This is a genomic window from Mycobacterium sp. DL440, from assembly GCF_011745145.1.
In the GTDB taxonomy this organism is placed as follows: domain Bacteria; phylum Actinomycetota; class Actinomycetes; order Mycobacteriales; family Mycobacteriaceae; genus Mycobacterium.
In genome coordinates this window covers 3,327,134-3,353,208 of sequence record NZ_CP050191.1, presented here as the reverse complement: position 1 = coordinate 3,353,208, position 26,075 = coordinate 3,327,134, and the positions used below count along the sequence as shown (strand labels likewise).

The 26,075-nt window shown below is 65.2% G+C and carries 24 protein-coding genes and 1 pseudogene; 13 read left to right on the top strand and 12 right to left on the bottom strand.

Going from position 1 to position 26,075, the window contains the following annotated elements; genetic code table 11:
- The first annotated feature begins 18 nt into the window (after positions 1 to 18).
- Both HBE63_RS16120 and HBE63_RS16115 read left to right on the top strand, forming a co-directional pair.
- Complete coding sequence (locus HBE63_RS16120) at positions 19 to 2,439, top strand: CaiB/BaiF CoA-transferase family protein (protein ID WP_166905634.1); 2,421 nt, start codon at positions 19 to 21, stop codon at positions 2,437 to 2,439.
- A gap of 146 nt (positions 2,440 to 2,585) precedes the next feature.
- Positions 2,586 to 3,347: pseudogene (locus HBE63_RS16115) on the top strand (SDR family NAD(P)-dependent oxidoreductase); the annotation flags it as partial.
- A 6-nt stretch (positions 3,348 to 3,353) separates the two neighbouring features.
- Here HBE63_RS16115 and HBE63_RS16110 read toward each other — a convergent pair.
- Together HBE63_RS16110 and HBE63_RS16105 are read right to left on the bottom strand one after the other, a co-directional pair.
- Positions 3,354 to 4,199 carry a mycofactocin-coupled SDR family oxidoreductase gene (locus HBE63_RS16110; protein ID WP_166905633.1) on the bottom strand — a complete coding sequence of 282 codons (846 nt, stop codon included), beginning with the start codon at positions 4,197 to 4,199 and terminating at the stop codon, positions 3,354 to 3,356.
- Between the two features lie 505 nt (positions 4,200 to 4,704).
- Positions 4,705 to 5,424, bottom strand: a complete 720-nt coding sequence (locus HBE63_RS16105) for a TetR/AcrR family transcriptional regulator (RefSeq protein ID WP_166905632.1) — start codon at positions 5,422 to 5,424, stop codon at positions 4,705 to 4,707.
- 206 nt (positions 5,425 to 5,630) lie between these two features.
- Between HBE63_RS16105 and HBE63_RS16100 the strand changes: the two genes are divergently transcribed.
- Both HBE63_RS16100 and HBE63_RS16095 read left to right on the top strand, forming a co-directional pair.
- The gene (locus HBE63_RS16100; protein WP_166905631.1) at positions 5,631 to 6,413 is read left to right on the top strand and encodes an enoyl-CoA hydratase; all 783 of its coding nucleotides are present in this window, start codon (positions 5,631 to 5,633) and stop codon (positions 6,411 to 6,413) included.
- A gap of 15 nt (positions 6,414 to 6,428) precedes the next feature.
- Positions 6,429 to 7,910: an adenylate/guanylate cyclase domain-containing protein gene (locus HBE63_RS16095; protein ID WP_166905630.1), complete on the top strand. Its 1,482-nt coding sequence runs from the start codon at positions 6,429 to 6,431 to the stop codon at positions 7,908 to 7,910.
- 86 nt (positions 7,911 to 7,996) lie between these two features.
- Here the strand turns inward: HBE63_RS16095 and HBE63_RS16090 are convergent, their stop codons facing one another.
- The 7 genes from HBE63_RS16090 to HBE63_RS16060 form a co-directional block, all read right to left on the bottom strand.
- Positions 7,997 to 8,746 carry an acyl-CoA dehydrogenase family protein gene (locus tag HBE63_RS16090; protein WP_371815034.1) on the bottom strand — a complete coding sequence of 250 codons (750 nt, stop codon included), beginning with the start codon at positions 8,744 to 8,746 and terminating at the stop codon, positions 7,997 to 7,999.
- A 61-nt stretch (positions 8,747 to 8,807) separates the two neighbouring features.
- On the bottom strand, positions 8,808 to 9,932 hold the full coding sequence (locus HBE63_RS16085; protein WP_166905629.1) for an acyl-CoA dehydrogenase family protein: 1,125 nt from the start codon (positions 9,930 to 9,932) through the stop codon (positions 8,808 to 8,810).
- Entirely contained in the window at positions 9,929 to 10,405 is a 477-nt protein-coding gene (locus HBE63_RS16080; protein ID WP_166905628.1) for a nuclear transport factor 2 family protein, read from the bottom strand. Before HBE63_RS16080 ends, HBE63_RS16085 begins: the two co-directional genes overlap by 4 nt.
- On the bottom strand, positions 10,389 to 11,636 hold the full coding sequence (locus tag HBE63_RS16075) for an amidohydrolase family protein (protein ID WP_166905627.1): 1,248 nt from the start codon (positions 11,634 to 11,636) through the stop codon (positions 10,389 to 10,391). Before HBE63_RS16075 ends, HBE63_RS16080 begins: the two co-directional genes overlap by 17 nt.
- A 2-nt stretch (positions 11,637 to 11,638) precedes the next feature.
- Positions 11,639 to 11,983, bottom strand: coding sequence for a hypothetical protein (locus HBE63_RS16070; protein ID WP_166905626.1), 345 nt, complete (start codon positions 11,981 to 11,983; stop codon positions 11,639 to 11,641).
- Positions 11,976 to 13,310 carry an aromatic ring-hydroxylating dioxygenase subunit alpha gene (locus HBE63_RS16065; RefSeq protein WP_166905625.1) on the bottom strand — a complete coding sequence of 445 codons (1,335 nt, stop codon included), beginning with the start codon at positions 13,308 to 13,310 and terminating at the stop codon, positions 11,976 to 11,978. Before HBE63_RS16065 ends, HBE63_RS16070 begins: the two co-directional genes overlap by 8 nt.
- 25 nt (positions 13,311 to 13,335) lie before the next feature.
- The gene (locus HBE63_RS16060) at positions 13,336 to 13,866 is read right to left on the bottom strand and encodes a carboxymuconolactone decarboxylase family protein (protein WP_166905624.1); all 531 of its coding nucleotides are present in this window, start codon (positions 13,864 to 13,866) and stop codon (positions 13,336 to 13,338) included.
- 246 nt (positions 13,867 to 14,112) lie between these two features.
- Here HBE63_RS16060 and HBE63_RS16055 point away from each other — a divergent pair, with 246 nt between their 5' ends.
- The 8 genes from HBE63_RS16055 (at position 14,113) to HBE63_RS16020 (ending at position 22,293) form a co-directional block, all read left to right on the top strand.
- Positions 14,113 to 15,408, top strand: coding sequence for an amidohydrolase family protein (locus HBE63_RS16055; RefSeq protein ID WP_166909857.1), 1,296 nt, complete (start codon positions 14,113 to 14,115; stop codon positions 15,406 to 15,408).
- A 52-nt stretch (positions 15,409 to 15,460) separates the two neighbouring features.
- Positions 15,461 to 16,639, top strand: coding sequence for an acyl-CoA dehydrogenase family protein (locus tag HBE63_RS16050; RefSeq protein WP_166905623.1), 1,179 nt, complete (start codon positions 15,461 to 15,463; stop codon positions 16,637 to 16,639).
- Positions 16,640 to 16,655: 16 nt separating this feature from the next.
- Positions 16,656 to 17,414: an SDR family NAD(P)-dependent oxidoreductase gene (locus HBE63_RS16045; RefSeq protein WP_166905622.1), complete on the top strand. Its 759-nt coding sequence runs from the start codon at positions 16,656 to 16,658 to the stop codon at positions 17,412 to 17,414.
- Between the two features lie 79 nt (positions 17,415 to 17,493).
- Positions 17,494 to 18,666 carry a CaiB/BaiF CoA-transferase family protein gene (locus tag HBE63_RS16040; RefSeq protein WP_166909855.1) on the top strand — a complete coding sequence of 391 codons (1,173 nt, stop codon included), beginning with the start codon at positions 17,494 to 17,496 and terminating at the stop codon, positions 18,664 to 18,666.
- A gap of 17 nt (positions 18,667 to 18,683) precedes the next feature.
- Positions 18,684 to 19,841, top strand: a complete 1,158-nt coding sequence (locus HBE63_RS16035) for a thiolase family protein (protein ID WP_166905621.1) — start codon at positions 18,684 to 18,686, stop codon at positions 19,839 to 19,841.
- A gap of 15 nt (positions 19,842 to 19,856) precedes the next feature.
- Positions 19,857 to 21,005 (top strand): acyl-CoA dehydrogenase family protein, encoded by a 1,149-nt coding sequence (locus HBE63_RS16030; RefSeq protein WP_166905620.1) that lies wholly within the window; start codon positions 19,857 to 19,859, stop codon positions 21,003 to 21,005.
- A 116-nt stretch (positions 21,006 to 21,121) separates the two neighbouring features.
- On the top strand, positions 21,122 to 21,775 hold the full coding sequence (locus HBE63_RS16025; RefSeq protein WP_166905619.1) for a TetR/AcrR family transcriptional regulator: 654 nt from the start codon (positions 21,122 to 21,124) through the stop codon (positions 21,773 to 21,775).
- Between the two features lie 14 nt (positions 21,776 to 21,789).
- The gene (locus HBE63_RS16020; RefSeq protein WP_166905618.1) at positions 21,790 to 22,293 is read left to right on the top strand and encodes a hypothetical protein; all 504 of its coding nucleotides are present in this window, start codon (positions 21,790 to 21,792) and stop codon (positions 22,291 to 22,293) included.
- 58 nt (positions 22,294 to 22,351) lie between these two features.
- Here the strand turns inward: HBE63_RS16020 and HBE63_RS16015 are convergent, their stop codons facing one another.
- Positions 22,352 to 23,476, bottom strand: coding sequence for a cytochrome P450 (locus tag HBE63_RS16015; protein ID WP_243858738.1), 1,125 nt, complete (start codon positions 23,474 to 23,476; stop codon positions 22,352 to 22,354).
- 273 nt (positions 23,477 to 23,749) lie between these two features.
- Here HBE63_RS16015 and HBE63_RS16010 point away from each other — a divergent pair, with 273 nt between their 5' ends.
- Positions 23,750 to 24,121 (top strand): limonene-1,2-epoxide hydrolase family protein, encoded by a 372-nt coding sequence (locus HBE63_RS16010; RefSeq protein WP_166905616.1) that lies wholly within the window; start codon positions 23,750 to 23,752, stop codon positions 24,119 to 24,121.
- Here HBE63_RS16010 and HBE63_RS16005 read toward each other — a convergent pair.
- Positions 24,118 to 25,083 (bottom strand): NADPH:quinone oxidoreductase family protein, encoded by a 966-nt coding sequence (locus HBE63_RS16005; protein WP_166905615.1) that lies wholly within the window; start codon positions 25,081 to 25,083, stop codon positions 24,118 to 24,120. The genes HBE63_RS16010 and HBE63_RS16005 overlap by 4 nt on opposite strands.
- Positions 25,080 to 26,069 (bottom strand): phosphotransferase family protein, encoded by a 990-nt coding sequence (locus HBE63_RS16000; RefSeq protein WP_166909854.1) that lies wholly within the window; start codon positions 26,067 to 26,069, stop codon positions 25,080 to 25,082. Before HBE63_RS16000 ends, HBE63_RS16005 begins: the two co-directional genes overlap by 4 nt.
- Positions 26,070 to 26,075 lie beyond the last annotated feature (6 nt).

The following is a 26,075-nucleotide window of genomic DNA, read 5'->3' as shown; positions in this document are numbered from 1 at the left end:
TTCGGCGAGAGAGCGGATATGACTGCACCACTTGACGGGTACACCGTCGTCGACCTGTCGTACGGAATCGCCGGGGCCTATGCCACGAAGATCCTCGCCGACGCAGGCGCCGACGTGATCAAAGTCGAAGCGTCCGAAGGTGATCCGCTGCGCCGTTGGTCGGCGTCGGGTGCACACATCGGTCCGGACCAGGATGGCGCATTGTTCGCTTTCCTGGCGGGTGGGAAACGTAGCGTGGTCGTGGATCATGAGGCCTCCGATGACCGAGAGCTGCTGGACCGGTTGGTGGCCGGTGCCGACGCCGTCATCTGGTCACCGGAATCGGCTGTGGCGCAGACGGCCGCACCGGAGGACCTGTTCCGGCGGCACCCCCATCTGATCGTCACCACGATCACGCCGTTCGGGTTGGACGGGCCGTGGAGTGACCGGGCGGCCACCGAATTCACCCTGCAGGCCTGGTCCGGCGGCGCGATCGGCATCGGCCGAGGCGTGCAGGACCGCGCGCCGGTGTCCATCGGCGGCCAGGTGGGCGAGTGGTTGGTCGGTGCCTACGCGGCGGCGATGACCCTGGCGTTCCGGGCGCGGGCGCTACGCGACGGCCATGGCGAACTGGTGGACCTGTCGGCGTTGGAGGCGCAGATCCTGGGCCTGACCTATTACCCGGTCACGTACTTCGAGATGCTGGGCCGCCCGTGGCGCAGCGAACGCAGGCCCACGGTTCCCGGGGTGGCGCAGGCCGCGGACGACCTGGTGGCACTCGGATGCGGGACCGCCCAGCAGTGGTGGGATCTGTGCGCGATGTCGGGCCATGATGAGTGGATCGACGAGAACTCCGAGCTCACCATCACCGAGCAGGCCAACCTGCATGCCGAGGAGTTGTATCGATGGATCGGCGAGCAACGTGCGGAAGACCTCCGTGAACTTGCAGCGGCATTCCGGATCCCGAACTCGCCGGTCGGCAACGGTGAGAACGTCACCGCCGTGGACCATTTCGTGGAGCGGAACGCGTTCATCCGCAATCCGCAGTACGGGTTTACCCAACCCGCTGCGCCGTACCGGCTGTCCGGTGTGGCGCTGCGGGAGGCGGCACCGGCTCCGCACCTCGGCGAGCACACCGAGGAGATCCGGGCGGCCGAGCTGAACCCGCGCGAAGTCCCGGCCGGTGTTCCGAGCGGTGATCGGCTGCCGTTCAGCGGGTTACGCGTGCTCGATATGACCACGTTCTGGGCCGGTCCGTCGTGCACCCATCCCCTCGGCATGCTCGGCGCCGAGGTGATCCATCTGGAGTCGACTCCGCGCCCGGACGGCACCCGGTTGATCGCCGGTATCCCGGCCACCGTGGAGCAGTGGTGGGAGCGTTCGCCGATCTTCAGTGCGCTCAACACCAACAAGAAGAGCCTGACGCTGGATTTCCAGACAGAACAGGGCCGGGATCTGTTGCGCCGGCTGATCGCCACGTGTGACGTGGTGGTGGAAAACTTCACTCCGAGGGTGATCGAACAGATCGGGCTCGATTTCGATTCGCTGCGGGAGCTGCGCGAAGACATCATCATGGTGCGCATGCCAGGCTTCGGGCTCGACGGGCCGTGGCGGGACAACCCGGCATTCGCCTACATCATCGAGGATGCCTCGGGTTTGAGCTGGCTGACCGGTTACCCGGATCGCACTCCGTTCGAACCGTATTCGATCGGTGATCCCAACGCCGGGGTGCACGCGCTGTCGGGATTGATGCTCGCACTCGAGCACCGCCGTCGCACCGGGCAGGGGGTGCTCGTCGAGGCCGCGATGGTCGATGCCGCGCTCAACATCGCCGCCGAGCAGGTGATCGAGTACTCGGCCTACGGGGCGCTGCTGCAGCGCGATGGAAACCGGGGTCCGGCTGCGGCGCCGCAGAACATCTATCAGAGCACCGAGATCGACGAGTTTGGCCGCGACGACAGCTGGGTGGCGATCGCGGTCAGCACCGATGCCCAGTGGGCCGCGCTGCGTGCGGCGCTCGGGGAACCGGACTGGGCGACGGATCCTGCGTTGGGTTCCGTGGCCGGGCGCCGGGCCCGCCACGATCTGATCGATGAGGAGCTGGCGGCCTGGTGCCTGCCCCGCAGCGGCGACGAGATCGTCGAAACTCTGTGGCCCGCTGGTGTTCCGGTGGCCAAGGTGATGCAGCCGCACCGTCAGCTGGAGCTGCCGCAGCTGCGATTCCGGCGGTTCTTCGAGCACGTCGGGCACCCGGTCAACAACGCCGCACCACACAGCACGCTGCCTGTTTCGCTGGCCAACGGGCCACGAGCGCTGCACCGGCAGGCCGCACCGCTACTCGGCGAGCACAATCACGAACTTCTGGCCGAGCTGGGGTTGTCCGACGAGGAGATCACCGCACTGGCCACCGACGGCGTGATCGGGACCGAACCGGGCGGACGCCGCAAGGCCTCTCGCTGATTCTGCGCGAGCAGTCCCCCGCAATGAAGTCCAACTTTCGGGGACCACTTCACAAGCGGGAGGTGCCCTCAGTGAAAGCACCCCAATAGTGGGGACTTCGGGTACTCCGGCGTCTGCTCGGCGGGAACCGGCTAGGGTGGAAAGCCATGGCTATCAATCCTTCTGACATTCTTCTCACCGGTCAGGTGGCCGTCGTCACCGGCGGCGGCGCCGGTATCGGCCGGGGTATTGCGGCCGGGCTGGCAGCGTTCGGGGCCTCGGTAGCGATCTGGGAACGCAACCAGGAGAGCTGCGCTGATGCCGCGGCGTCGATAGGTGCCCTGGGGATCGTCACCGATGTGCGCGACGCCGAGCAGGTGGATGCCGCGCTGGCGCAGACCGCCGCCGAGTTGGGGCCGGTACGCATTCTGGTCAACAATGCCGGCGGTGTGTTCGCCTCGCCGTTGCTGGAGACGAGCGAGAACGGTTGGGACGCCCTGTACAAGAGCAATCTGCGCCATGTGTTGTTGTGCACACAGCGGGTGGCACGTCGGTTGGTGGCCGACGAATTGCCCGGCAGCATCATCAATCTCACGTCGATCGAAGGAGTGCGCGCGGCCCCCGGCTATGCCGCGTACGCGGCGGCGAAGGCCGGCGTGATCAACTACACCCAGACTGCGTCGTTCGAGCTTGCACCGCACAAGATCCGGGTCAACGCGATCGCGCCCGACCTCACCCTCACCGAGGGACTCATGGCGCTGTCGCCAGACGGGCCGCCGTTGGGTATCGCTGATGCCATCCCGCTGGGTCGGGCCGGTCATGTCGACGAAATCGCCGGGGCAGCAGTCTTTCTGGCTTCCAGCCTGTCCGGCTACGTCACCGGGCAGACGCTTCACGTCGACGGTGGCACTCGGTCCGGGCTAGGGTTTCCGGAGCTACTTGAGGCAGCTACCCGCGTCGACCGGCAGCGTCACACCGGTGATGTAGCGGGCCTCGTCGGAGGCCAGGAACAGCACGGCGTTGCTGATGTCCACAGCCTCGACCCACGGGATGGGCAGCGTGTGGAACAGCTGGCAGATCGGCGCCATGTCGTCGGGACCCGGGTTCTCCAGGTCCGGCCGGAACATCTTGAATGTGCCGTCGTTGTGGAGCATCGGGGTCGCGACATGCGTGGGATGCACGGTGTTGCACCGGATATTGTGCTGACCCAGCTCCACAGCGAAGCCGCGCATCAGGCCGACGACACCGTGCTTGGCGGCAACGTAGTTACCGCAATGCGGGTAGGCCTTGAGTCCACCGACCGAGCTGGTCAGGATGATCGACCCGCCGTTGCCACCCTTGATCAGGTGCGGCACACCGGCTTTGACGGACTTCCAGACACCTGACAGGTTGACGTCGATCATCTCGTCCCAGTCCAACTGACTGGTCTCGTGTAGGACGTCGCCGCCGTTGCCGATGCCAGCGTTGGCCACGATGATGTCGAGGCGACCGAGCTGCTCGACACCGCTGTCGACGGCCGCCTTGATCGCCCCGGCGTCGCGGACGTCGACCTCGGCGGTGACGACGCGGCGGTTGAGCCCCTTGATGAGATTCGCGGTCTCGGCCAGGTCGTCGGAGGTGGAGGCCGGGATGGCGGTCTCCACGCCGGGCCGGATCGGTCCGCAGATGTCGATCGCGATGATGTCGGCGCCCTCCTGCGCCAGCCGTAGTGCGTGACTACGTCCCTGGCCGCGGGCCGCTCCGGTGACGAACGCGACCTTGCCTTCCACCCGTCCAGTCATTGATTACCCCAGTTCTGTTTCGTGTCTGTCGCATACTCGGTGAAATTCTGTGCACCTGCTCAGCAACTCTGTCACCGGGTCGCCCGCTGTGTCAACGACAGATACGTTTCAGGCAATTTGTACTCTTCGCTTAGAAGAATGAAGTTCTCACACCCTTTGTCGCGACGATCTGCGGCAGACCACGGTCGAGTGGATGCCCGTCTCGGCGGTGCAGACGAAGGGCACCGCGTTGACCGCGTGGTTCGCGGTGTGTCCCGGGGCCACTGCCGCCGTCTGATCGAGCGGAATGGGCAGGCCGCAGCTCGCCGGCGTCAACGCCGACCTTGCCGGCGCCGAAGACATGAACAGTGGTCAGTTCCAGGTGTGGCGGCTCGATGATCGAGCGCAACGGATGGGTTTCGATGGCTCGGCCGGCCGATGTGCGACGCGACATCGGTCAGTCCGGAGATCGGGCACACGCCTGAGGGCGAGGCCAATTCTTTAGCTAGGAGAATGAAATTCTCAACTAGCTGGCGGCGAATCCATTGGCGCAGAAGTCCCAGACCTCGTCGGCGCTGATCGGGTGCATCGACGCCTCGTCGGTGCCGCCGCTCGATTGCGCGACGAACATCACCGTCTGCATGGTCATCGCCGCCATCCGCCGCGGGTTGATCCCGTCGCGCAGCTGGCCGGCCTCGGAGGCTTCCTCCATGAGTTCGGTGAGCAGGGCCAGCAGTGGAGCGTGGGCGACCTTGACCTCGGACGGGTGTGACACCAACAGCCGGGGCGCGAAGTCGGTGAACAGCGGACGCTTGGCGGCAGGATCGGGCCGGGACGATTCGAAGAGCAGCTGAATGGCGACCTTGAGTCGCTCGATCGGCTCACCTTGGGTGGAGGTGGCCGCGCGGATCTGCTCGGCCGAGCGACTCAGCGCGTCCTCGAACAGCGCCAGCAGAAGCTCGTGCTTACCGTCGAACTGCAGGTAGAAGCTCCGTAGCGACTGCCGGGAGCGGTCGACGACCTCTTGGACCGTGAAGTCGGTGCTGCCCTTTTCGATGATGATCGCCTGGGCTGCGTCCAGGAAACGTTGCACGCGCTGCGCGGCGCGCAATTTGGCGGTTTTGATCGACCGTTCGACCGCTCGTTGCTTCCAAGCGGGCTCTTCGCCAGCAGTGGTCACTGGCCGCTCCGACGCTTGTCGAGTGGGGAGAACATGAACTGACTGTACCGGAGAACGCCTTGCCATCGTGGTGCCAGACCCCCTCGCGGTCAACGTGTCGGAGATTGTAACTTTCGTACTGTGAGAATAGTATTCTCATGATGGGAATTATAGAAGTCCTTTGAGAAGAAGGGTTTCGCATCAAATATTGGCGCCGCCGGGGCGCTTTCTGCCGGTAGCTGCCGCATCGCGAAGACGGCTGTCGTGTGGCAGCGGTAAGCAGAAGGAAACACGTGTACATCGACTACGACGTCGCCGATTCGATCGCGACGATCACGCTGAACCGGCCAGAAGCCGCCAACGCGCAGAACCCCGAACTACTCGACGAGCTCGACGCCGCCTGGACCAGGGCCGCCGACGACCGCGAGGTGAAGGTGATCGTGCTGCGGGCCAACGGCAAGCACTTCTCCGCAGGCCATGACCTGCGTGGCGGCGGTCCGGTCCCCGACAAGATCACGCTGGAGTTCCTCATCGAGCACGAGTCGCGGCGCTACCTGGAGTACACGTTGCGGTGGCGCAATGTGCCCAAGCCGTCGATCGCTGCAGTGCAGGGACGCTGCATCTCGGGCGGTCTGCTGCTCTGTTGGCCGTGCGATCTGATCCTGGCCGCGGATGACGCGCTGTTCTCGGATCCGGTGGCGCTGATGGGTATCGGCGGCGTCGAATACCACGGTCACACCTGGGAGCTCGGCGCCCGCAAGGCCAAGGAAATCCTGTTCACCGGCCGGGCGCTGACGGCCGAGGAGGCGGAGCGCACCGGCATGGTGAACCGGGTGGTGCCGCGCGCGGAACTCGACGCCCAGGCTGCGGAACTGGCCGCGCAGATCGCCCAGATGCCGGCATTTGCCTTGCGTCAGGCCAAGCGCGCGGTCAACCAGACCCTCGACGTACAGGGCTTCTACGCCGCGATCCAATCGGTGTTTGACATTCACCAGACCGGGCACGGCAATGCGCTTAGCGTCAGCGGATGGCCGGTGCTGATGGATATCGACGGAATGAAGCAGAACATCAAGTAGGCCTGGGCCTCTGAGATGGGGGCGGTCCGGCTCAGCGTGAGTTACGCGGCCAGGCAGATCTACGCGCAGACGACCGCGGCGGCTGCGGTGACGCTCGTGGTGCTGGCGCTGAGCCGTAACACCGTGGGCGATGCGCGCGAGCTGCTGACCCAGGCGAATCTCGTTGCGCTGATCGCGCTGATGGTCGCGGCGGCGATCGTCGACACCGTCGTCGGTTGGGTCAACGTCCATCCGACGTTCAAATGGTTTGCCGCGGGGCAGGACCCGACGCCGCAACAGCAGCGCGCGGCCATGCGTATCGCACCGCGTCAGACCATCATCCAGTTCACCACCTGGGCGGTGAGCGCGCTCGTGTACACGCTGCTGAACCTCGATGTCGGGGGAGGTGTGGCCTACGTGATGGGTGGTGCGATCATCTTCGGCGGTGTTGCGGCCGCCTGCATGGGATTCCTGGTGACGCAACGGATGTTGCGGCCGATCGTGGCCGCGTCGCTGACCGCGTCCTCGTCCGCGATGGTGCGGATGCCCGGCGTGCTGGCCCGGCTGATCACCATCTGGACCCTGTTCAGCGGGCTGCCCCTGGCAGGTATCGCCTTGATCGTGTTGGCACGCTCCAACGGCTGGTTTGTGCAGAAGACGGCGCCGGTCGAGGCCGCGGTGCTCGTGCTCGCGGTCATCTCGCTGGCCTTCGGCCTTCGGTCGATGATCCTGGTGGCGCGTTCGGTATCCGACCCGGTCGGGGAGGTCGTGCTGGCCATGAAAGCGGTCGAACGAGGTTGGTCCGGTGTTTCGGTCAAGGTGTATGAGTCATCTGAGATCGGCCGACTCCAATACGGATTCAACCGGATGCTGGCCGGCCTGGCCGAACGGAACCGGTTACGCGACCTGTTCGGCCGGTACGTCGGGGTTGACGTGGCCCGCCATGCGCTGCAGCAGGGCGGGGCGGTCACCGGGGACGTCCGCGAGGCCGCCGTCCTCTACGTCGATCTGGTCGGCTCGACGGTCCTCGCTGCCTCACGCCCGCCGCAGGAAGTGGCGCAGCTGCTCAACGGGTTCTTCAAGATCGTGGTGGACACCGTCGAACGGCATCACGGCCTGATCAACAAGTTCGAGGGCGACGCCGTGCTGGCCGTCTTCGGAGCACCGCTACGGCTGGACAACCCGGCATCTTCGGCGCTGGCCACCGCGCGCGCGTTGGTGCCGCGGCTGCATGGACTACCGGATGTGGAGTTCGGCGTGGGCATTTCGTGCGGCTCGGTTTTCGCGGGAAACATCGGTGCCGAGAACCGCTACGAGTACACCGTGATCGGTGACGCCGTCAACGAAGCGGCGCGCCTGGCCGACCACGCCAAGGACCGCGAGTCGACGGTGTTGTGTTCGGGCAGCGCCCTGGCCCACGCCGACGCGGACGAAGGTGAGCACTGGGTGGTGCGCGGCTCGACGGTTCTGCGTGGCCGCTCGACGGCCACGGTCTTCGCCGAGCCTGTCACCCCCTAGCGCGAGCAGACGCTTCGGTACCCGAAAATCGGCTTTCCGGGGTACCTCCGCGTCTGTTCGGCAGGGGTGGTTGGCGGCGAGAAACGCTACAGCTGGGCCAGACGCGGCACGGTCCCGCGGGCACGCAACCCGGCGCCGGCCTTGCGGGTGAGTTCTCTTGAGCTGCCCAGTAATCCGTCGAGCACCAGGACCCGCTTCACGTGGTTGTGCAGCTCGTGCTCCTCGGTGAAACCGATACCGCCGAGCACCTGTTGGCAGTGCTTGGCCGCAGTCAGAGCGGCCTTACCCGCGGCGGCCTTGGCCAGCAGCGAGTTCAGATCGACATTGTCGGCGCCGGGCAGGCTCAGTGTCGCCTCGGCACCCTCAATGGCCACCAGCGTCTCGGCCAGTCGGTGCCGCACAGCCTGGAAGGACGAGATCGGCTTGCCGAATTGGACCCGGTCCAGTGCGTGCTGTCGGGCCAGCGCGAGCATCGCACGGGCCGAGCCGACCAGCCACCAGCCGAGCGCGCGACGGGCCTCTGATATGCGGAGCAGCTGGCCGTCGGGTACCTGGCGCAGCGGCAGGCCGCCCAATGTCGAGGCGCTGCTGGCTGCATTGTCCTGGCGCTCCCAGACCACCCAGGTGCCACCGGCATAGGGCATCGGCGGGGTACCGCCGGGCAGACCGCCGATGGTCTCCAGCAGAACATCGTTGAGAATTGAGGCGTGCGAACCTGTTTCGCCCAGAAGCCGGAACACCAGCGGCAAGGCGACCTCGGGCATGTCCGACAGCATCTCGGCCCAGCCGAGCTCGGCCAGGGCGGCGTCCAGCTCGGCGCCCGAGACCGCCAGCATGGTCTTACGAAGCGTGTCTTCAAGCAGGCCCAGTGATTCGGTATCCAATTCGGTCACCAGATCACTCCTTCCCGAGGTCCAGCAGTCGGCGCGCGATGATGTTGCGCTGCACTTCGGCAGTGCCGCCATAGATTGTCGAGGCCCGCGAATACAGGTACTCGGTACGCCATTCGGACTCTTCGAGTTCGATCACGCCGGGCAGCAGATTGCGGGCGGTGTCGTAGAGCAGTTGCTCGGCACCGGCCAGCAGCACCTTGTCGATCGAGGTGTCCGGTCCGAGCTTGTGGCCCTCGGCAAGCCGGTGCTGGGTTGCCGCCGATCGGCAGCGCAGCGTATGCAGGGCCAGATAGACCTCGCCGAGGTCCGGATCCACCACCTGCCCTTGCCGTTTCACCGCTTCCACCAACGCGTCGAACCGTGAGTACAGGTAAGCGATGCGCTGCCAGAAGCAGGTCGAGCGTTCGTAGGGCAGCAGGTCCATCGCCAGCTGCCAACCGTCGCCCGGATTCCCGAGCATCCGGCTCGGGTCGACCTCGACATCGTCGAAGTACACCTCGCAGAACTCGTCGACATCGTGCATGGTGCGCAACGGCCGCACGCTGATGCCGGGCGCGTCCGTGTCGACGAAGAACGCCGTGATGGCCTGGTGGTTGGGTGTGTCTGCATCGCCGGTACGGGTCAGCAGGATGCAGCGGTGGGAGTACTGCGCGAAGCTGGTCCAGACCTTCTGGCCGTTGATGACCCACTTGCCGTCCTCGCGCTGGACGGCGCGGGTGGTCAGCGATGCCAGATCACTGCCCGAGCCGGGTTCGGAGAACCCCTGGCACCACTGCTCTTCGCCGGACAGGAGTTTTGGCACCATCTCGGCGGCCAGCTCCTTGGGCGCATAGTCGATCATCGTCGGCGCCAGCACTTCGAGCATCGAGTACGGGCCGGGTTCGGCCAGCCTGCGACCCACTACCTCCTCGCCGACGATCGCGCGCAGCATCGCCGGTCCGCCCAGCCCACCGGCGTGCTCGGGCCAGCCGTAGCGGCTCCAGCCGCCGTCGTACAGCGCCTTCTGCACCCGGGCGAACTGCCGCATGTGGCCCTGCAGCGAATGATCGTCGGGCGGTGTCAGATCATTCTCGGCGATCCAATCCTGCAGCGCCGCACGGAAGGTCGCGGTGTCGAACAGGTCGCTCATCGGGCTTCCGGAGCCGTTTGGTCGGCGACATCGGCCGAAGGCCTGCCGATTGCATGCGGCCGGCCGTGGTCGTGATCGCCGCTGCGCCGGATGAAGGTCATCGCACGCGTCTTCAGCCGCCAGCCCTCGGCGGTCCGCACGTAGGTGTCGCGGTAGTAGCCGATGCGCATGTCGTGCTTGGAGTGCTCGATGAAGCAGAGCGGTTGAGTCCCTGACGCGTTATCCGCCCCTTCGACCAGGTCGATCAGGGCGGTGCCGGTCATGAACAGGCCCTTGGGAGCGGCGTCCACCAGCACCGGAAAGCGATTCAGCGTGTAGGTCTCGCCGAATGCGCTGTATGTGCCGTCGGGGGTGAAAACACTGACGAGACCGTCGATGTCGCCCTGCGTGATGGTCACCGCGTATTTGGCGAGCACCTGCTGGATCTCGATGAGGTCCTCGGTCCGTGTCGGGGAATCAGTTGATGTGCTCATTGCGGAAGACCTTACCGCCTTTCATTACAAAATTGACATGCTGTGTAACGGTGATGTCTTCAAGCGGATTACCCGGCACCGCGATGATGTCGGCCAGCAGTCCCTCGGCCAGTCGGCCCCGGTCTGTGACGTTGATCAAATCGGCGGCCACCACTGTCGCGGCGCGCAACACTGCGGCCGGCGGCATACCCCACTCCACCAGCGTGACGAGTTCGTCGGCGTTCTTGCCGTGCGGAATGGCAGGCGCATCGGTGCCGACCGCGATCTTCACCCCGGCCTCGTACGCCGCCTTGATCGACGTCTCGGCCTTCGGGAACATCTCGGCGGCCTTGTCCTGCAACACCTTCGGGGCTTTCGATACGTCCATGGCCTGGGCCAATCGGCGGGTGGTGACCAGGAAGCGGTCGTTGTCGACCAGCTTCTGGATCGCCTCGTCGTCCATCAGGAACCCGTGCTCGATGCAGTCGATGCCGCAGTCCACCGCATGCTTGACGGCTTCGGCGCCGTGCGTGTGCGCGGCGACCCGCAGCCCGCGACGGTGCGCCTCGTCGACGATGGCCCGCAGCTCTTCGTCCGAATAGTGCTGTGCGCCGGCCTCTCCGGTGAGCGACATGACGCCGCCGGACACACACACCTTGATCAGCTGGGCACCGTGCTTGATCTGGTAGCGCACCGCTTTACGGATCTCGTCGACCCCGTTGGCGATGCCCTCCTCGACCGTCAGCTCGAGGGCGCCCGGCATGAACGCCGCGAACATCGTCGGGTCCAGGTGTCCGCCGGTGGGGGTGATGGCGTGACCGGCCGGGACGATGCGCGGACCGTCGATCCAGCCCGCGTCGATGGCCTTGCCCAGGGCGACGTCGAGCAGGTACCCACCCGTCTTGACGAACAGCCCGAGGTTGCGCACCGTGGTGAACCCGGCGCGCAGGGTGCGGCGGGCATTGCCGACCGCGCGCAGCACGCGGGTCGGGGGATCGTCCTGCACCTGGGACAGGCCCGGGTTCTCGCCCCGGCCGCCCATCAGCAGGTTGACTTCCATGTCCATCAGGCCGGGCAGCAGGATCGAGTCGCCGAGATCGATCACCTCGTCGTCCGAATTGTCGCCGATAGCTGTGTCTGATTTGCCGTCTCCGACGGCGACAATACGGTCTCCGTCGACACGGACAATGCCGGGACGAATGATCGTCCCGGCATCGACGTCGACGAGACCCGCAGCCTTGAGGGTCAGCATGCTCAGACCACCGGCTCCCGAGTGATCTCGACCCAGGCCGCACCGCTGTCGAGCACGCGCGGCTGCTTCCAGGCCTCCACCGGGAAGCTCACCATCACCACGGACTGCATCAGGTGCATCAGCCGCTTGGCGTCATCGGGCATGTCGTGCAACGGGAAACGGGCATCCAGGTAGACCATGACCTCCTCGAGGCGGGCCATCCCGACGTCGTAGAGATCCTGCATCTCGTCCATGGTCGAGGCCAGCCGCTTGGCGTAGCGCTCGGGCTCGGTGGCCAGGATCCAGTCGCTGAACCGCTCCAGGTCGGCGAACTCGGCAGGCAGCAGAGCTTCTTGCGTTTCAGACATGTGCCTCGTCCTTCTCTTTGTGAGCGGCCTTCCCATTGGTCGCAGCCTTCTCGGCTTGTTCTGCCTTGAAGGCATCGACGTACTTGTGCGCGGTGTGGTGCAGGTGGCGCAGCAGGACCTCCTGGTCACACAGCGGAAACTCGGTGACCGCCCGGGTGCCGATCTGGGTCTGGGTGGCCTCCAGGGTATTGGCATCCTGCAGCGCGTACTCCTTGAACGTCACTGCGGCCAGTTCCTGGCTCAGACGCTGACGGGTGTTCTTCGGCGGTACGAAGTACAGGTTGGCCTCGAAGATGTGGCTGTCCACGCCCGTCGGCCAGTAGTTGTACGTCAGGTACCAGCCCGGAACCCACAGCAGCAGAGTCCAGTTGGGGAAGAACTCGAAGCTGTCCTGGCCCCAGGTGGGCTGACGGGCCGGGTTGACCGCCGGCGGCAGCTCATCCGGCAGGATGCCCTTGATGTCGGGGCGGTCCCACGGGCCGAACAGACCGCTGTGCAGGATCCGCTCGATCGGCTTCACCATGTTGAGGTCCTTCGGCGGGGACATCCCACCCCAGGACGAGATCATCGAGTGATCGCCCTTGATGTCGTAGTGCAGCGCCTCGAAGCCGACCTTGGCCAGCTTTTCGGCTTCCTCCTTGGTCGCCTGCTTCATGTGCAGGATCGGCGCGTGATAGAACTCGATGAACGCGTCGATGAACAGCTTCCAGTTCGCCTTGATCTCGGCCTTGTAGCTGTAGACCTCAGTCATTTCGTGGAACGGGTAGCCCTCGAGACCCTTGCCGAAGTCGCCCATGGACTCGACCAGTGGCTTGGCGTCATCGTCGAAGTTGACGAAGATGAAGCCTTCCCAGATCTCGCAGCGGACCGGCTTGAGCGGGTAGTCGGCTTTGTCGACGTCGAAGAACTCCTGCTCCTGCTGGATGAAGGTCAGATCGCCCTTGAGGTCATAGCGCCACGCGTGGTACTTGCAGGTGAACTGGCGGCAGCTGCCCGACACTTCCTCACCCGGGTAGTCGTTCCAGACCAGCTTGTTGCCGCGGTGACGGCACAGGTTGTAGAAGGCGTGGATTTCGCCGTCTTTGTCCTTGTTGATGATGATCGAGGTGCCCGTGCCCACCGAGGGCATTTCCCGGGTGAAGTAGCTACCGGTCTTGGGTAGCCGCTCGACGCGCCCGACGTGCAGCCAGGTCTTGCGGAAGATGGCCTGCTGCTCCAGTTTCCAGTGCTCGGGATCGATCGAATCGGTGTAATCGACCGGGCCGGTGCCCAGTTCGGGCCAGTTCTCGGTCCAGCTGCCGGCAGCCGGCTTCGGGAAGAACGCCATCATCTACCTCTACTTTCTTCTTGAGTTAGTGGCCGGATTCCGGCGCGATTCCAAAGGTGTTGTAAGCCATGGCCATCAGTCCATAGCCGCCGATCGTGAAAACCAGGTCCATGCGCTGGCGCTCGGAGAGGTGCTCGCTCAGCGCAGCCCAGGTGCCGTCCGAGATCTCCGCTTGCCCGTCGAGTTCGTCGACGGAGTCGAGGACGAGTTGATCGAGGGAGGTAGAGCCTTCGCCGCTCGTGCTGCTCGCGATCTGCTCATCGGTGAGCCCCTCGGACTTGCCGATGAAGGCGTGGTGCGTCCACTCGTACTCGCACTTCTTGCGGTGAGCGATCCGCAGGATGGCCAGCTCGCGCATCTGCGGGTCCAAGGTCGAACGGAACAGCAGGTGATTGCTGAACCGCAGGAAGGCCTTCGTCAGGGAAGGGTGGCGGGCCAGCGTCGAGAGTGCGGTGCCCGCGCCCTCGGGGTTGAGCCGCTCCTCCGGAAGCATGACCGAGAGTGCTCGTCGCACATCGTCGTCCCACTCCTCGGCGGGCAAAGGGGCCAAGCGCACGGCGCGGTTCTCCTCTCGATGACCCATCGGTGTCTCTCGTGACTCTCGATGGCGAGAATCAGGTTCTCATTTCCGACTAACAGGTTTCCATCTTTTGGGGCGATGGTCAACAAGAACGCGCCAGGTTCTGCGGTGACCTGGCCAAATCTGCTTGTCAACGGCATCAGACATTGATTCTCGCTAGATGAGAAGCTAGTTTTCTCTCATAGAGAACCAATGTGACAGCCCATGGAATGGAGCGAGGCAGTGCGCAAAGACGACATGATCTTGATCAGCGTCGATGACCACATCATCGAGCCACCGGACATGTTCCGGAATCACCTGCCGGCCAAGTACCGGGATGAGGCGCCGCGTCTGGTGCACAACCCCGACGGCAGCGACACCTGGCAGTTCCGTGACACCGTGATCCCGAATGTGGCGCTCAACGCGGTGGCCGGCCGGCCCAAGGAGGAGTACGGCCTGGAGCCCCAGGGGCTCGATGAGATCCGCAAGGGCTGCTACGACGCAGGCGAGCGGGTCAAGGACATGAACGCCGGTGGCGTGCTGGCCACCATGAACTTCCCCTCGTTCCCGGGTTTCGCCGCGCGGTTGTTCGCCACCGACGATGACGACTTCTCGCTGGCGCTGGTTCAGGCCTACAACGACTGGCACATCGATGAGTGGTGCGGGTCCCACCCGGGCCGTTTCATCCCGATGGCGATCCCGGCGATCTGGGATCCGCAGCTGTGCGCCGACGAAGTGCGCCGGGTGTCGCGCAAGGGCGTGCATTCGCTGACCTTCACCGAGAATCCGTCGACGCTGGGGTATCCCTCCTTCCACGACCTTGAGTACTGGAAGCCGTTGTGGGAGGCCCTCGTCGACACCGAAACCGTGATGAACGTGCACATCGGGTCGTCGGGCAAGCTGGCGATCACGGCCCCGGATGCCCCGATGGACGTGATGATCACGCTGCAGCCGATGAACATCGTGCAGGCCGCGGCCGATCTGCTGTGGTCGGCGCCGATCAAGGCGTACCCGAGCCTCAAGATCGCACTGTCCGAAGGCGGCACCGGGTGGATTCCGTACTTCCTGGACCGGGTGGACCGCACCTATGAGATGCACTCGACGTGGACGCATCAGGACTTCGGCGGCAAGTTGCCCTCGGAGGTGTTCCGGGAGCACTTCATGACCTGCTTCATCTCCGATCCGGTCGGGGTGAAGAACCGCCACGAGATCGGGGTGGACAACATCTGCTGGGAGATGGACTACCCGCACAGCGACTCGATGTGGCCGGGCGCCCCCGAAGAGTTGAGCGCGGTGTTCGACACCTACGAGGTACCCGACGACGAGATCAACAAGATCACCCATGAGAACGCCATGCGGCTCTACCACTTCGACCCGTTCGTCCACGTCCCCAAGGAGCAGGCAACCGTCGGTGCTCTGCGCAGGCAGGCCGAGGGCCACGACGTGTCGATCCAGGCACTGAGCAAGAAGGAAAAGACCGGCGCCAGCTTCGCCGACTTCCAAGTCAATGCGAAAGCCGTTGCCGGCGCACGAGACTGAATGTCAAGGCGAGCGGCCGAGAAAAATAGGAGAGCACACAGTGTCGGGCGGTATGAACTTCGAGCTGACCGAGGACCAGCAGCTGATCCGCAAATCCGTTGCGGAGCTGGCGGGCAAGTTCGATGACCACTATTGGATGACCAAGGACCAGGCCCACGAGTTCCCGCAGGAGTTCTACGACGCCATCGCCGGCGGGGGCTGGCTCGGGATGACGATTCCCGAGGAGTACGGCGGGCACGGCCTCGGCATCACCGAGGCCACCATCCTGGCAGAGGAGGTGGCCCGGTCAGGCGGAGCCATGAATGCCGCCAGCGCGATCCACATGTCGATCTTCGGGATGCAGCCGGTCGTCGTATTCGGCTCAGAGGAGATGAAGAAGGCGACGCTCCCGCGGATTGTCAACGGCGACCTGCACGTGTGCTTCGGTGTCACAGAACCCGGCGCCGGCCTGGACACCTCGCGCATCACCACCTTCGCCAAGAAGGTCGGCGAAAATTACATTGTCAACGGCCGCAAGGTATGGATCTCCAAAGCGCTTGAGTCCGAGAAGATCCTGCTGCTCACTCGCACCGAATCCCGCGAAGACGTGGAGAAACGCGGAGGAAAGCCGACCGACGGACTGTCGCTGTTCCTGACTGATCTCGACCGCGATCACGTCGAGATTCGGCCCATCAACAAGATGGGCCGAAATGCGGTGAGCTCCAACGAGTTGTTCATCGACGATCTGCGGGTGCCGGCTGAGCATCTGATCGGCGAGGAAGGCAAGGGCTTCAAGTACATCCTGCACGGGCTCAACCCTGAGCGGATGCTGATCGCCGCCGAGGCCCTCGGCATCGGTCGCGTGGCGCTGGACCGCGCGGTCAAATACGCCAACGAGCGGGTGGTGTTCGACCGGCCGATCGGCATGAACCAGGGCATCCAGTTCCCCCTCGCCGACTCGCTGGCCCGCCTTGACGCCGCCGAGCTGATCCTGCGCAAGGCCACCTGGCTCTACGACAACGGCAAGCCGTGCGGTCGGGAGGCCAACATGGCCAAGTACCTGTGCGCCGACGCGGGATTTGGGGCTGCCGACCGTGCGCTGCAGACCCATGGCGGGATGGGTTACTCCGAGGAATACAACATCTCCCGGTTCTTCCGGGAGTCCCGACTGATGAAGATCGCACCGGTGAGCCAGGAGATGATCCTGAACTTCCTTGCCGCCAACGTTCTCGGCCTGCCCAAGAGTTACTGAGGAGATGCCCAGTTCAATGAGGACCTATTTCGACCTGACCGGACGTTCGGCGTTGGTGACCGGGGCCGGTGCCGGGATCGGCGCCGCGGTTTCCGAGGCGCTGGCCGCTGCCGGTGCCTCAGTGCTCGTCACCGACATCAGCGGTGTTGCCGCGGCCGCGGTGGCCGAGCGCATCAATACTGCAGGCGGCAAGGCCGATAGCGCCGCGCTGGACGTCAGTGACCGCGGCGCCGCAGTGGCCGCCGCTGCGCAGGCCGCCGCGCTGGGCGAGGGCAATCTGCACATCGTCGTCAACAACGCCGGGGTCACCGCGCCGGCGATGTTCCCGAAACTCACCGACGAGACGTTCCGGGTCACCTTCGACATCCACGTGATGGGCACCTTCCACGTCACCCAGGCCGCGCTGCCGCACATGCCGACCGACGGGACCGGCCGCGTCATCAACGTCACCTCGGCGGCCGGTCTCACCGGCACCCTGGGCCAGGTCAACTACTCGGCGGCCAAGGCCGGCCTGATCGGCTTCACCAAGTCGCTGGCCCGGGAATTGGCTACAAAGAACATCATGGTCAACGCCCTGGCGCCGCTGGCCGCAACGCCGATGACGGAAACCATCCGCACCAACGAGAAGTTCGCGGCCAACATGATGAACCGCATTCCGCTCAAGCGGTGGGCCGAGGCCGATGAGGTCGCCGGTGCGTTCGTCTTCATGGCCTCCGACGCCGCGTCGTACATCACCGGGCAGGTACTGCCGGTCGATGGCGGCATGGTTATGTGACCTTGTGAGCGAGTTTACGAGCGAACCACCGAGGACGGACGGTTCGTCCCTGCCGCTGGCCGGGATCACCGTCATCGCGATGGAACAGGCGGTCTCGGCGCCGATGTGCACCCGGGTCCTCGCCGACTTCGGCGCCCGGGTGATCAAGATCGAGAACCCCAAGGGCGGTGACTTCGCCCGGGACTACGACGATGTGGTGCTCGGACAGGCGGCGCATTTCGTGTGGGCCAACCGGGGCAAGGAATCGGTCACCCTCAATCTGAAGTCCCCGGAGGGCATGGAGGTGCTGCACCGGTTGCTCGATGATGCTGACGCCTTGGTGTCCAATCTCGCTCCCGGCGCCACCGCGCGCCTGGGGCTCGGACCCGAGGACCTCAAGGTGCACCATCCTCAGGTGATCCCGGTCGAGATCGACGGTTACGGGCCCGGCGGGCCCTTGTCGCACAAGCGCGCCTACGACCTGCTGGTGCAGGCCGAGTCCGGTTCGTGTGCGTCGACCGGCTATGCCGGGATGCCGGCCAAACCCGGTGCGGCGGTTGCCGATATCACCACAGGGCTGTACTCGGCGTTGTCCATCATGGCGCTGTTGCTTGGCCGGGCCCGCCAGGGTGACACCGGTGCCGCACCGGCCGTGGCGGTCAGCCTGTTCGACACGATGACCGACATCATGGGATACCAGCTGGCCTACACCCAGCATTCCGGGATCGACCAGGTTCCGCTGGGGATGAGTTCGCCGGCGGTGGCGCCCTACGGTGCGTTCGATACCCGTGACGGGCAGACCGTGGTGCTGGGGACCACCAACGACCGGGAATGGCAGCGGCTGGCCCGCGAGATCATCGAGCGCCCCGATCTGGCCGACGATCCGCGCTTCGCCACCAACTCAGACCGCTGTGCACATCGGGACGAGCTGAACAAGGCCATCGAATCCTGGTGTACCCAGCATGATTTCGATGACGTTCAGCGGATCGCCGATGATGCCGGGATCGGCAATTCGCGGTATAACCTGCCCAGTGAGGTCATCACGCATCCGCACCTGAAAGCGCGGGACCGGTGGCGTCCGGTCGGCACCCCCAACGGGGAGATCTCGGCCCTGTTGCCGCCGCCGGTGATCAGCGGCATGGAGTTGGGCATGGGTGCGGTGCCGGGGCTCGGCGAGCACACCGATGCCATCCTGGGCGGAATCGGCCTGAGTGCGGAAAAGATCGACGCCTTGCGCGAGCAGGGTGCAATCGGTCCGGCCTACCAGTCTTAGTTCTAGAGGAGAATCCCATGCGCGAAACCGTCATCGTCGAGGCCGTCCGCACCCCGGTCGGCAAGCGCAACGGCGGCCTGTCCGGGTTCCACGCCGCCGACCTGTCCGCACTGGTGCTCAACGCGCTGGTGGAGCGGGCGGGTATCAGTCCCGACATCATCGACGACGTGATCTGGGGCTGTGTGTCGCAGGTCGGCGATCAGTCCAGCAACATCGGTCGGTACTCGGTGCTGGCCGCGGGCTGGCCCGAACACATCCCCGGCACCACGGTCAACCGGGCCTGCGGGTCAAGCCAGCAGGCATTGGATTTCGCGGTCCAGGCGGTGATGTCGGGCCAGCAGGATGTGGTGGTGGCCGGTGGCGTGGAGGTGATGAGCAAGGTCCCGCTGGGGGCGGCCCGCTCGACCGGCATGCCGTACGGACCGAAGGCACTTGACCGGTATAAGGGTTTTGCTTTCAACCAGGGCATTTCCGCTGAAATGATCTCGCAGAAGTGGGGTTTCAGCCGGACCCGTCTCGATGAGTACTCGGTTGCTTCGCACGAACGGGCCGCGGCCGCGCAGGACCGTGGTGCCTTCGAGAATCAGATGATCACCGTGTTTCCGGACCCGGCCGATCAGGTCGACCCGGTGGTCGCCGACGAAGGAGTGCGCCGCGGTAGCACTGTGGAGAAGCTCGCCGGTCTCAAGCCCGCCTTCGCCGAGGACGGGGTGATCCACGCGGGTAACTCCTCGCAGATTTCCGACGGAGCCGCGGCGCTGCTGGTGATGACTGCTGAAGCGGCTGTGGCCATGGGCCTTTCGCCCATCGCGCGGTATCGCGCGGGCGCGGTGACCGGTGCGGATCCGGTGTTGATGCTGACCGGGCCGATCCCGGCGACCGAGAAGGTCCTGCATAAGGCCGGCGTACGCCTCGACGAGGTCGGGGTGTTCGAGGTGAACGAGGCGTTCGCCCCGGTGCCACTGGCGTGGCTGGCCGAGACGGGCGCCCACGAGGCCAAACTGAACCCGCTCGGCGGCGCCATCGCGCTGGGACACCCGCTCGGCGCGTCGGGTGCGGTGCTGATGACCCGGATGATCAATCACATGCGCGACAACGGAATTCGGTACGGACTGCAGACCATGTGTGAGGGTGGCGGCACCGCCAACGCCACGCTGGTCGAGCTCATCGACTGACGCTAGGGAGAAGTAGTGCAACGCAATCTGTTCACCGAGGATCATGAGGCATTCCGTGCGCTCGCCCGCGATTTCATCGAAAAGGAAGTCGTCCCGGCCTATCCCGAGTGGGAGAAGGGCGGACGGATGCCGCGTGACGTCTTCAAGCACATGGGCGAGCTCGGCATGCTCGGTATGGCGATCCCCGAGGAGTACGGAGGCGCGGGCATCGACGACTACCGGTACAACGTGGTTCTCCAGGAAGAGGCCGCCCGTGCCCTGGTGACGCTGTCGACCGTGCGCACGCAGCTCGAGGTGATCCTGCCGTACTTCCTGCACTACGCCAACGAAGAACAGCGGCAGCGCTGGTTCCCCGGGCTGGCCGCGGGCACGCTGCTGACCGCGGTCGCGATGACTGAGCCGGGGACCGGTTCGGATCTGGCCGGGATGCGCACCACCGCCGTTCGTGATGGTGACGAGTACGTCCTCAACGGTGCCAAGACGTTCATCACCGGTGGCATTCAGGCCGATCTGGTGGTCGTGGTGGCGCGGACGTCCACCGACCCGGAGAACCGCCGCAAGGGGCTGACCCTGCTGGTCGTCGAGGACGGCATGGCGGGCTTCGAACGGGGCCGCGAGCTGGAGAAGATGGGCTGCAAGGTGCAGGACACCGCGGAACTGTCGTTCGCCGATGTGCGGGTTCCGGTGGCCAACGTGCTGGGGGAGGAAGGCGAGGCATTCAGCTACCTCGGTCACAATCTGGCCCAGGAGCGGCTCACGGTGGCGGTGGGTTCGGTGGCCCAGGCCCGCTCCGCGATCGCCGCGGCAATCGGCTACACGAAGGACCGCAAGGCGTTCGGCCAGCCGGTGTCCTCATTTCAGAACACCAAGTTCGAGCTGGCGGCGTGTTCGACAGAGGTCGAGGCCGCCCAGGCGATGCTGGACCGGGCGGTGGCCCTGCACGTGGACGGCGAGCTGTCCGGTGCCGATGCGGCCCGGGTGAAATTGTTCTGCACGGAGATGCAGGCGCGAGTGATCGATCGTTGCCTGCAGCTCCTCGGCGGGTACGGCTACATGATGGAGTACCCCATCGCCCGGCTCTACACGGATGCCCGGGTGGCGCGCATCTACGCCGGGACCAGCGAGGTCATGAAGGTGATCATCGCCAAGTCGCTTGGGCTCTGACCGGGCCTACCGGGCGGTTGTGACGGCCACCGGAAACTTCTTTTCCTGAGACGCTTGTCACAACGGTCAAACCAACCTACTGTGTGTTCACTAGGTTGGTTCGACGAAGGAGTCCGGTGGCTTCGGTTTCTGGTTTACAGGGGCAGTCTGAGGGTGCAAGGCCCTATGAGACGCTCCTGGCCAAGGGGGAAGACCGCAGGCAGCGGATACTTTCGGTGGCCGAGAAGCTGCTGGCGCGCAACGGTTGGCGCAACACCTCCCTGGCCCAGATCGCCAGGGAGGTCGGCGTCACTCCGGCCGGCTTGTTGCACCATTTCGAGTCCAAGGAGCAACTGCTCAACGCAGTCCTCGACGCGCGCGATCACGACGACGACACCCACGCCGACCGCTCCGGTGACCTCGCTCAGGAGATCAAGCGGGTCGCCGAGCGGTTCGTCCGGGCACCCGAGTTGGTCGGCACGTTCACGGTACTGCTGGTGGAGAACATCCAAGCCGACGCCCCACTGCACGACCGTTTGCTGAAACGACAGCAGGCGGCACGCGACATCGTCACCGACATCATCACCCGCGGTCAGCTCAGCGGCCGTTACCGCTCCGACTTCGACGCGGCCACCAAGGCCGTGGAAATCCTGGCATTCATCAATGGAATGGAGACCTCATGGCTACTCGATCCCTCGCTCCCGTTGACGGACGTGTTCAAGAGCTACGCAGAGATGCTGGGGCGGGAGATCGAGCAGTCGGGCGGCCGCAACGGGGCGGCCGGCCAGTGAGATTGGAGGACGACATGCGGTATCGGCTTGATGTGGTCGCCCCTTGCGTGGTGGACGCAGTCCGGTTCGCCGGTGGCTGGCTGGTCGACCGGGTGATGGCGGGGTGGGATGTCACGGTGCTGATCGGTGCCGACGAGGATGTCCGTCCGCTGGCGATTCTCGGGGTGGAGACGATTTCCCTGGAGTCGGTGCTGGAGTCCTGGGAGGACCGGCCGCACCCGCAGACCGTGGCAGTGGCCGCCGATCTGTTCAACACCGATGAGCGCGTGCGACGCGGTGTCCTGGGCGCGTTGGAGCAGGGACACACCGAAGTGACCTTGTGGGGCGACGAGTGTCCGGCGGACCTGCACGTTGATCCCGTCCGCCACGAACTGTCCGCTGCCGCACGCGCTTTCAAGGCGCAGGCACTGGCGGCGGTCAATGATCCCGAGGCCCGGGTCGTCGGCACCAGCGAGGCATTCCGGTGCGGGACGATGATCAGCCGCTCGGTGCCCGCTGATCTGATCCCGGCCAGCTGACCTTTCCTTTACACCTACGGACAGTAGGCGTGACGTGTCCTTTCCGCGAGTGGGCCGGTCAGGATACGAAGGTAGGCATCGCGGCCCAGCCTCGCACCGCAGCGGTTTCCGACGGTTTCGCACCCGCCCAGTCGACCTCCCACTCGGGGAAGCGTTTGAGGATCTCCTCGAAGGCGATGCGGCCTTCCAGCCGGGCCAGCGCGTTGCCCATGCAGAAATGGGTGCCCGCACCAAAAGTCATGTGTGACTTCTGTTCCCGGTGGATGTCGAAGACGTCGCCGTCGGGGGCGAACCGGCGGTGGTCGCGGTTGGCAGCGCCGACGAGCATCAGCATCGCCGAACCCGCCGGGACGGTCTGGCCGTAGTACTCGACGTCGCGGGTGACGTAGCGGGCGATCTGCAGGGCCGGTGGCTCCCAGCGCAGGATTTCCTCGATCGCCTGGGGAATGAGCTCGGGATTCTCCACCAGTTCACGGCGTTGATCAGGGACGTCGGCCAGGGTCTTGCCGCCCCAGCCGATCAGCCGCGTGGTGGTCTCGGAGCCGGCCGTCGCGATGACCGTCAGATATAGCAGCAGCTCGTCGCGGCGCAGCGTGCGCACGGTGCCGGTCTCGTCGGTGAACTCGGCGTTGAGCAGGTCGGTCATGATGTCGTCGGACGGGTGCTGGGCGCGCCAGTCGATGAACTCGGCGAAGACCTCACCGGTGGCCAGGGCGTCGACCGTCTGCCCTTGCAGGGTCTCTTCGCCGTGGTCGGTGATGGCCCGCTGACGGTCCTCGGGGATGCCCAACAGCATGCCGATGACGCGCATCGGCATCTGCTCGCCGAGGTCATTGACGAAGTCGAAGCGGTCCGATCCGACCAGTGGATCCAGGCAGCGCGCCGTGAATTCGCGGATCTGCGGTTCGAGCGCCAGCACCTTGCGGGGGGTGAACACCCGCGAGAGCAGATTGCGGTGGATGTTGTGGATCGGCGGATCCTCGAAAATCAGTGTGCCCGGCGGAATTTCCATGCCGGACTTGATGATCTCGAGCAAGGCTCCACGCCCGGAGATGAACGTCTCGTGGTCGATGACGGCCTTGTTGACGTCGTCGTAGCGGCTCAGTGCGTAGAAATCGTGCTGCTCGTTGTAGTACAGCGGGGCCTCTTCCCTGATGCGGGCGAATACCGCATAGGGATCCATGTTGAGCTCGACGCTGTACGGGTCGTAGTACAGGTCGGCTTCGGTCGAAGTGGGCACGGCTGGTCTCCTGACCGTATCGAAAGGGCTGTGCACCTGCTTAGCAGGCCGAAGGTGGCCCGGTCAAGGATTGGGTTGCTGGTTCCTGGTCCAGGATCGAATTCGATACTGGCTGTTGCGGATTGAAACGTGGTGCTGGTCCGGAAGTGATGTCCATCGGAATTACACTCGGACGGGCTAGTGTAAATCTCTTTCACAACGACTGACGGGGTACTGATGACCGCTGAGGAAATCGTGCGCGCCGAGATCGCCGCATGGGGCCGCAACGACGTCGACGAAGTGATGAGTCACTTCGCCGAAGACGCCACCTTCGACATCGGGCCGGACTGGCCGAAGCTCTCTGGTCGCGAAGCGATCGGCGAGATGATGAAGGTGTTCTTCGCCGGCGGGAACTGTGTCGACCTCAAAGTTCTGTACCTGGCCGTCGACGGCGACGTGGTGCTGATGGAGCGCACCGACTACTGGATCGTGGATGGCAAGCAAATGAGCTGGCCGGTGATGGGTGCTTATGAGGTGAAAGACGGGAAGATCACGGCTTGGCGGGAGTACTTCTACCCGCCGAAGGATCTCGGGGCGGATAACGCTTAAGCGAGGTCGATGACCACCTTGCCGACCGCCCGCCCGTCGGCGACCTGCCGCAGCGCGGCGGCGGTCTCGGACAAGGAGTAAACCGCGCCGATGTGGGGCCGTACCGCACCAGTGGCCAACAGGTCCCGTAGTTCGGCTTCGTTACGGGTGAACTCGTCCGGGGGTATGTCCTGGAACTGAAAGCCGAGGATCTGAATCCCCTTGACCAGGACCAGGTTCAGCGGGATGCGAGGGATGACGCCCGAGGCGTAGCCGATGGTCACGAACCGGCCGCTGCGGCGCAGGGACCGCAAGGCCGGTTCGGACAGGTCGCCGCCGACCGGGTCGAGCACGGCGTGGGCGCCGTCAGGCAGCGCCTCCCGCAGTGCGGCGCGCAGGTCGGCCTTTGCGTGATTGACGAGTGAGACTGCGCCATATTGTGCTGCAGTGGAGAGCTTTTCGTCAGATGATGCGACCGCGGTGACCCGCGCGCCGAGTGTCGACGCCAGCTGCACCGCCGCCAAACCCACGCCGCCGCCGGCTCCCAGCACGATCACGTCGTCGCCCTGTCGGATGCGGGCCACCGATCGCAGCGTGTGATACGCGGTCCGGTGCGCCACCCCGAAGGCGGCCGCGGTGCCGTCGTCCACACCGTCGGGGATCCGGGCCAGCCCCGCCGTCGGCACACACACCTGCTCGGCGAACGCACCGAACAACCCGGTGCCGGTCACCCGGTCACCGACGATGAAACCGTCGGTGTCACTGGCGACTTCGGTCACCACACCGGCGAACTCGCTGCCCGGGATGAACGGTACGGGCACCTTGATCTGGTACTGGCCGGCGACCAGCAGCACGTCGGGAAAGTTGACCGCGGCTGAGCCGACCTGGACCCGTACCTGACCGGCGGCGAGCGGGGGAGTGGGAACGTCCTCGAGGCGAACCACATCCGGAGGCCCGTACTCGGGGCAGACGACAGCTTTCACCGGTAATCAGTGGATTCGGCGAGATCAGCGGCAGATCGCATCAGTTCGGTGACCACCGGACCGAACGCCAGCAGCTTCTCGTCGTCGCCGGCCCGCTGAAAACCCTGCTCCAGCACGATCGCAAGCTTCCACTTCGCGAGCACCAGGTAGTAGTCGAGGTCGTCGACCTGTCGTCCGGACACCTTGGCGTAGTGAGCCACGACGTCGTCACGCGAGGGCATCCCGCGCATGTCGACGTAGCCCATTTCAGACGGCTCCGGGTTGTCGGTATCGGCCGGCCAGCTCTGCACCATCCAGGCCAGGTCCAGCTTCGGATCTCCGACGGTGCCCATTTCCCAGTCCACGATCGCGGCCATCGTGGCTGGGGCGCCGTGGCGGTACATGACATTGGCGAACTGGTAGTCGCCGTGCATCAGGCCCGGGATGAAATCGAGCGGCTTGTGGGCTCGCAGCCAGTCGGTGGCGACATCAAGGCCTGGCAGGGCGCGGTTCTTGATCCGGTCGAGGAACCCGATCCAGCGGGAGACCTGGCGTTCGTGGAAGCCGTCGGGCCGACCGAGGTCACTCAGCCCTTTGGCCTGCCAGTCGACATTGGACAGCAGCGCAATACCCTCCGCCAGTTGATAACTCAGCCCAGGGCGGGTGCTCAGATCGGTGTTGAACGGCTCAGGCCAGCGGCCATGAGTGTCCATCGGAGACCAGCCGTCGACGAATCCCATCAGATAGAACGGCCGCCCCAGCACCTCTGGATCGGCACACACACCGATCGCGGCGGTGTGGGGGACATCCGTGCCGTCGAGGGCCTCGATGATGCGCCATTCCCGCAGGATGCCCTTGTCCCGGTCGGGTGGGGCCCCGGCCGGTGGCATGCGGAGGACGCAGGAGTGCTCGCCCCGGCGGATCTCATAGATGACGTTCTGGGTTCCGCCGGATAGGAAGCGGGCCTCAAGCGGCTCGCCCTTGCCCGCCAGCCCGGCGTTGTCCATCCAATC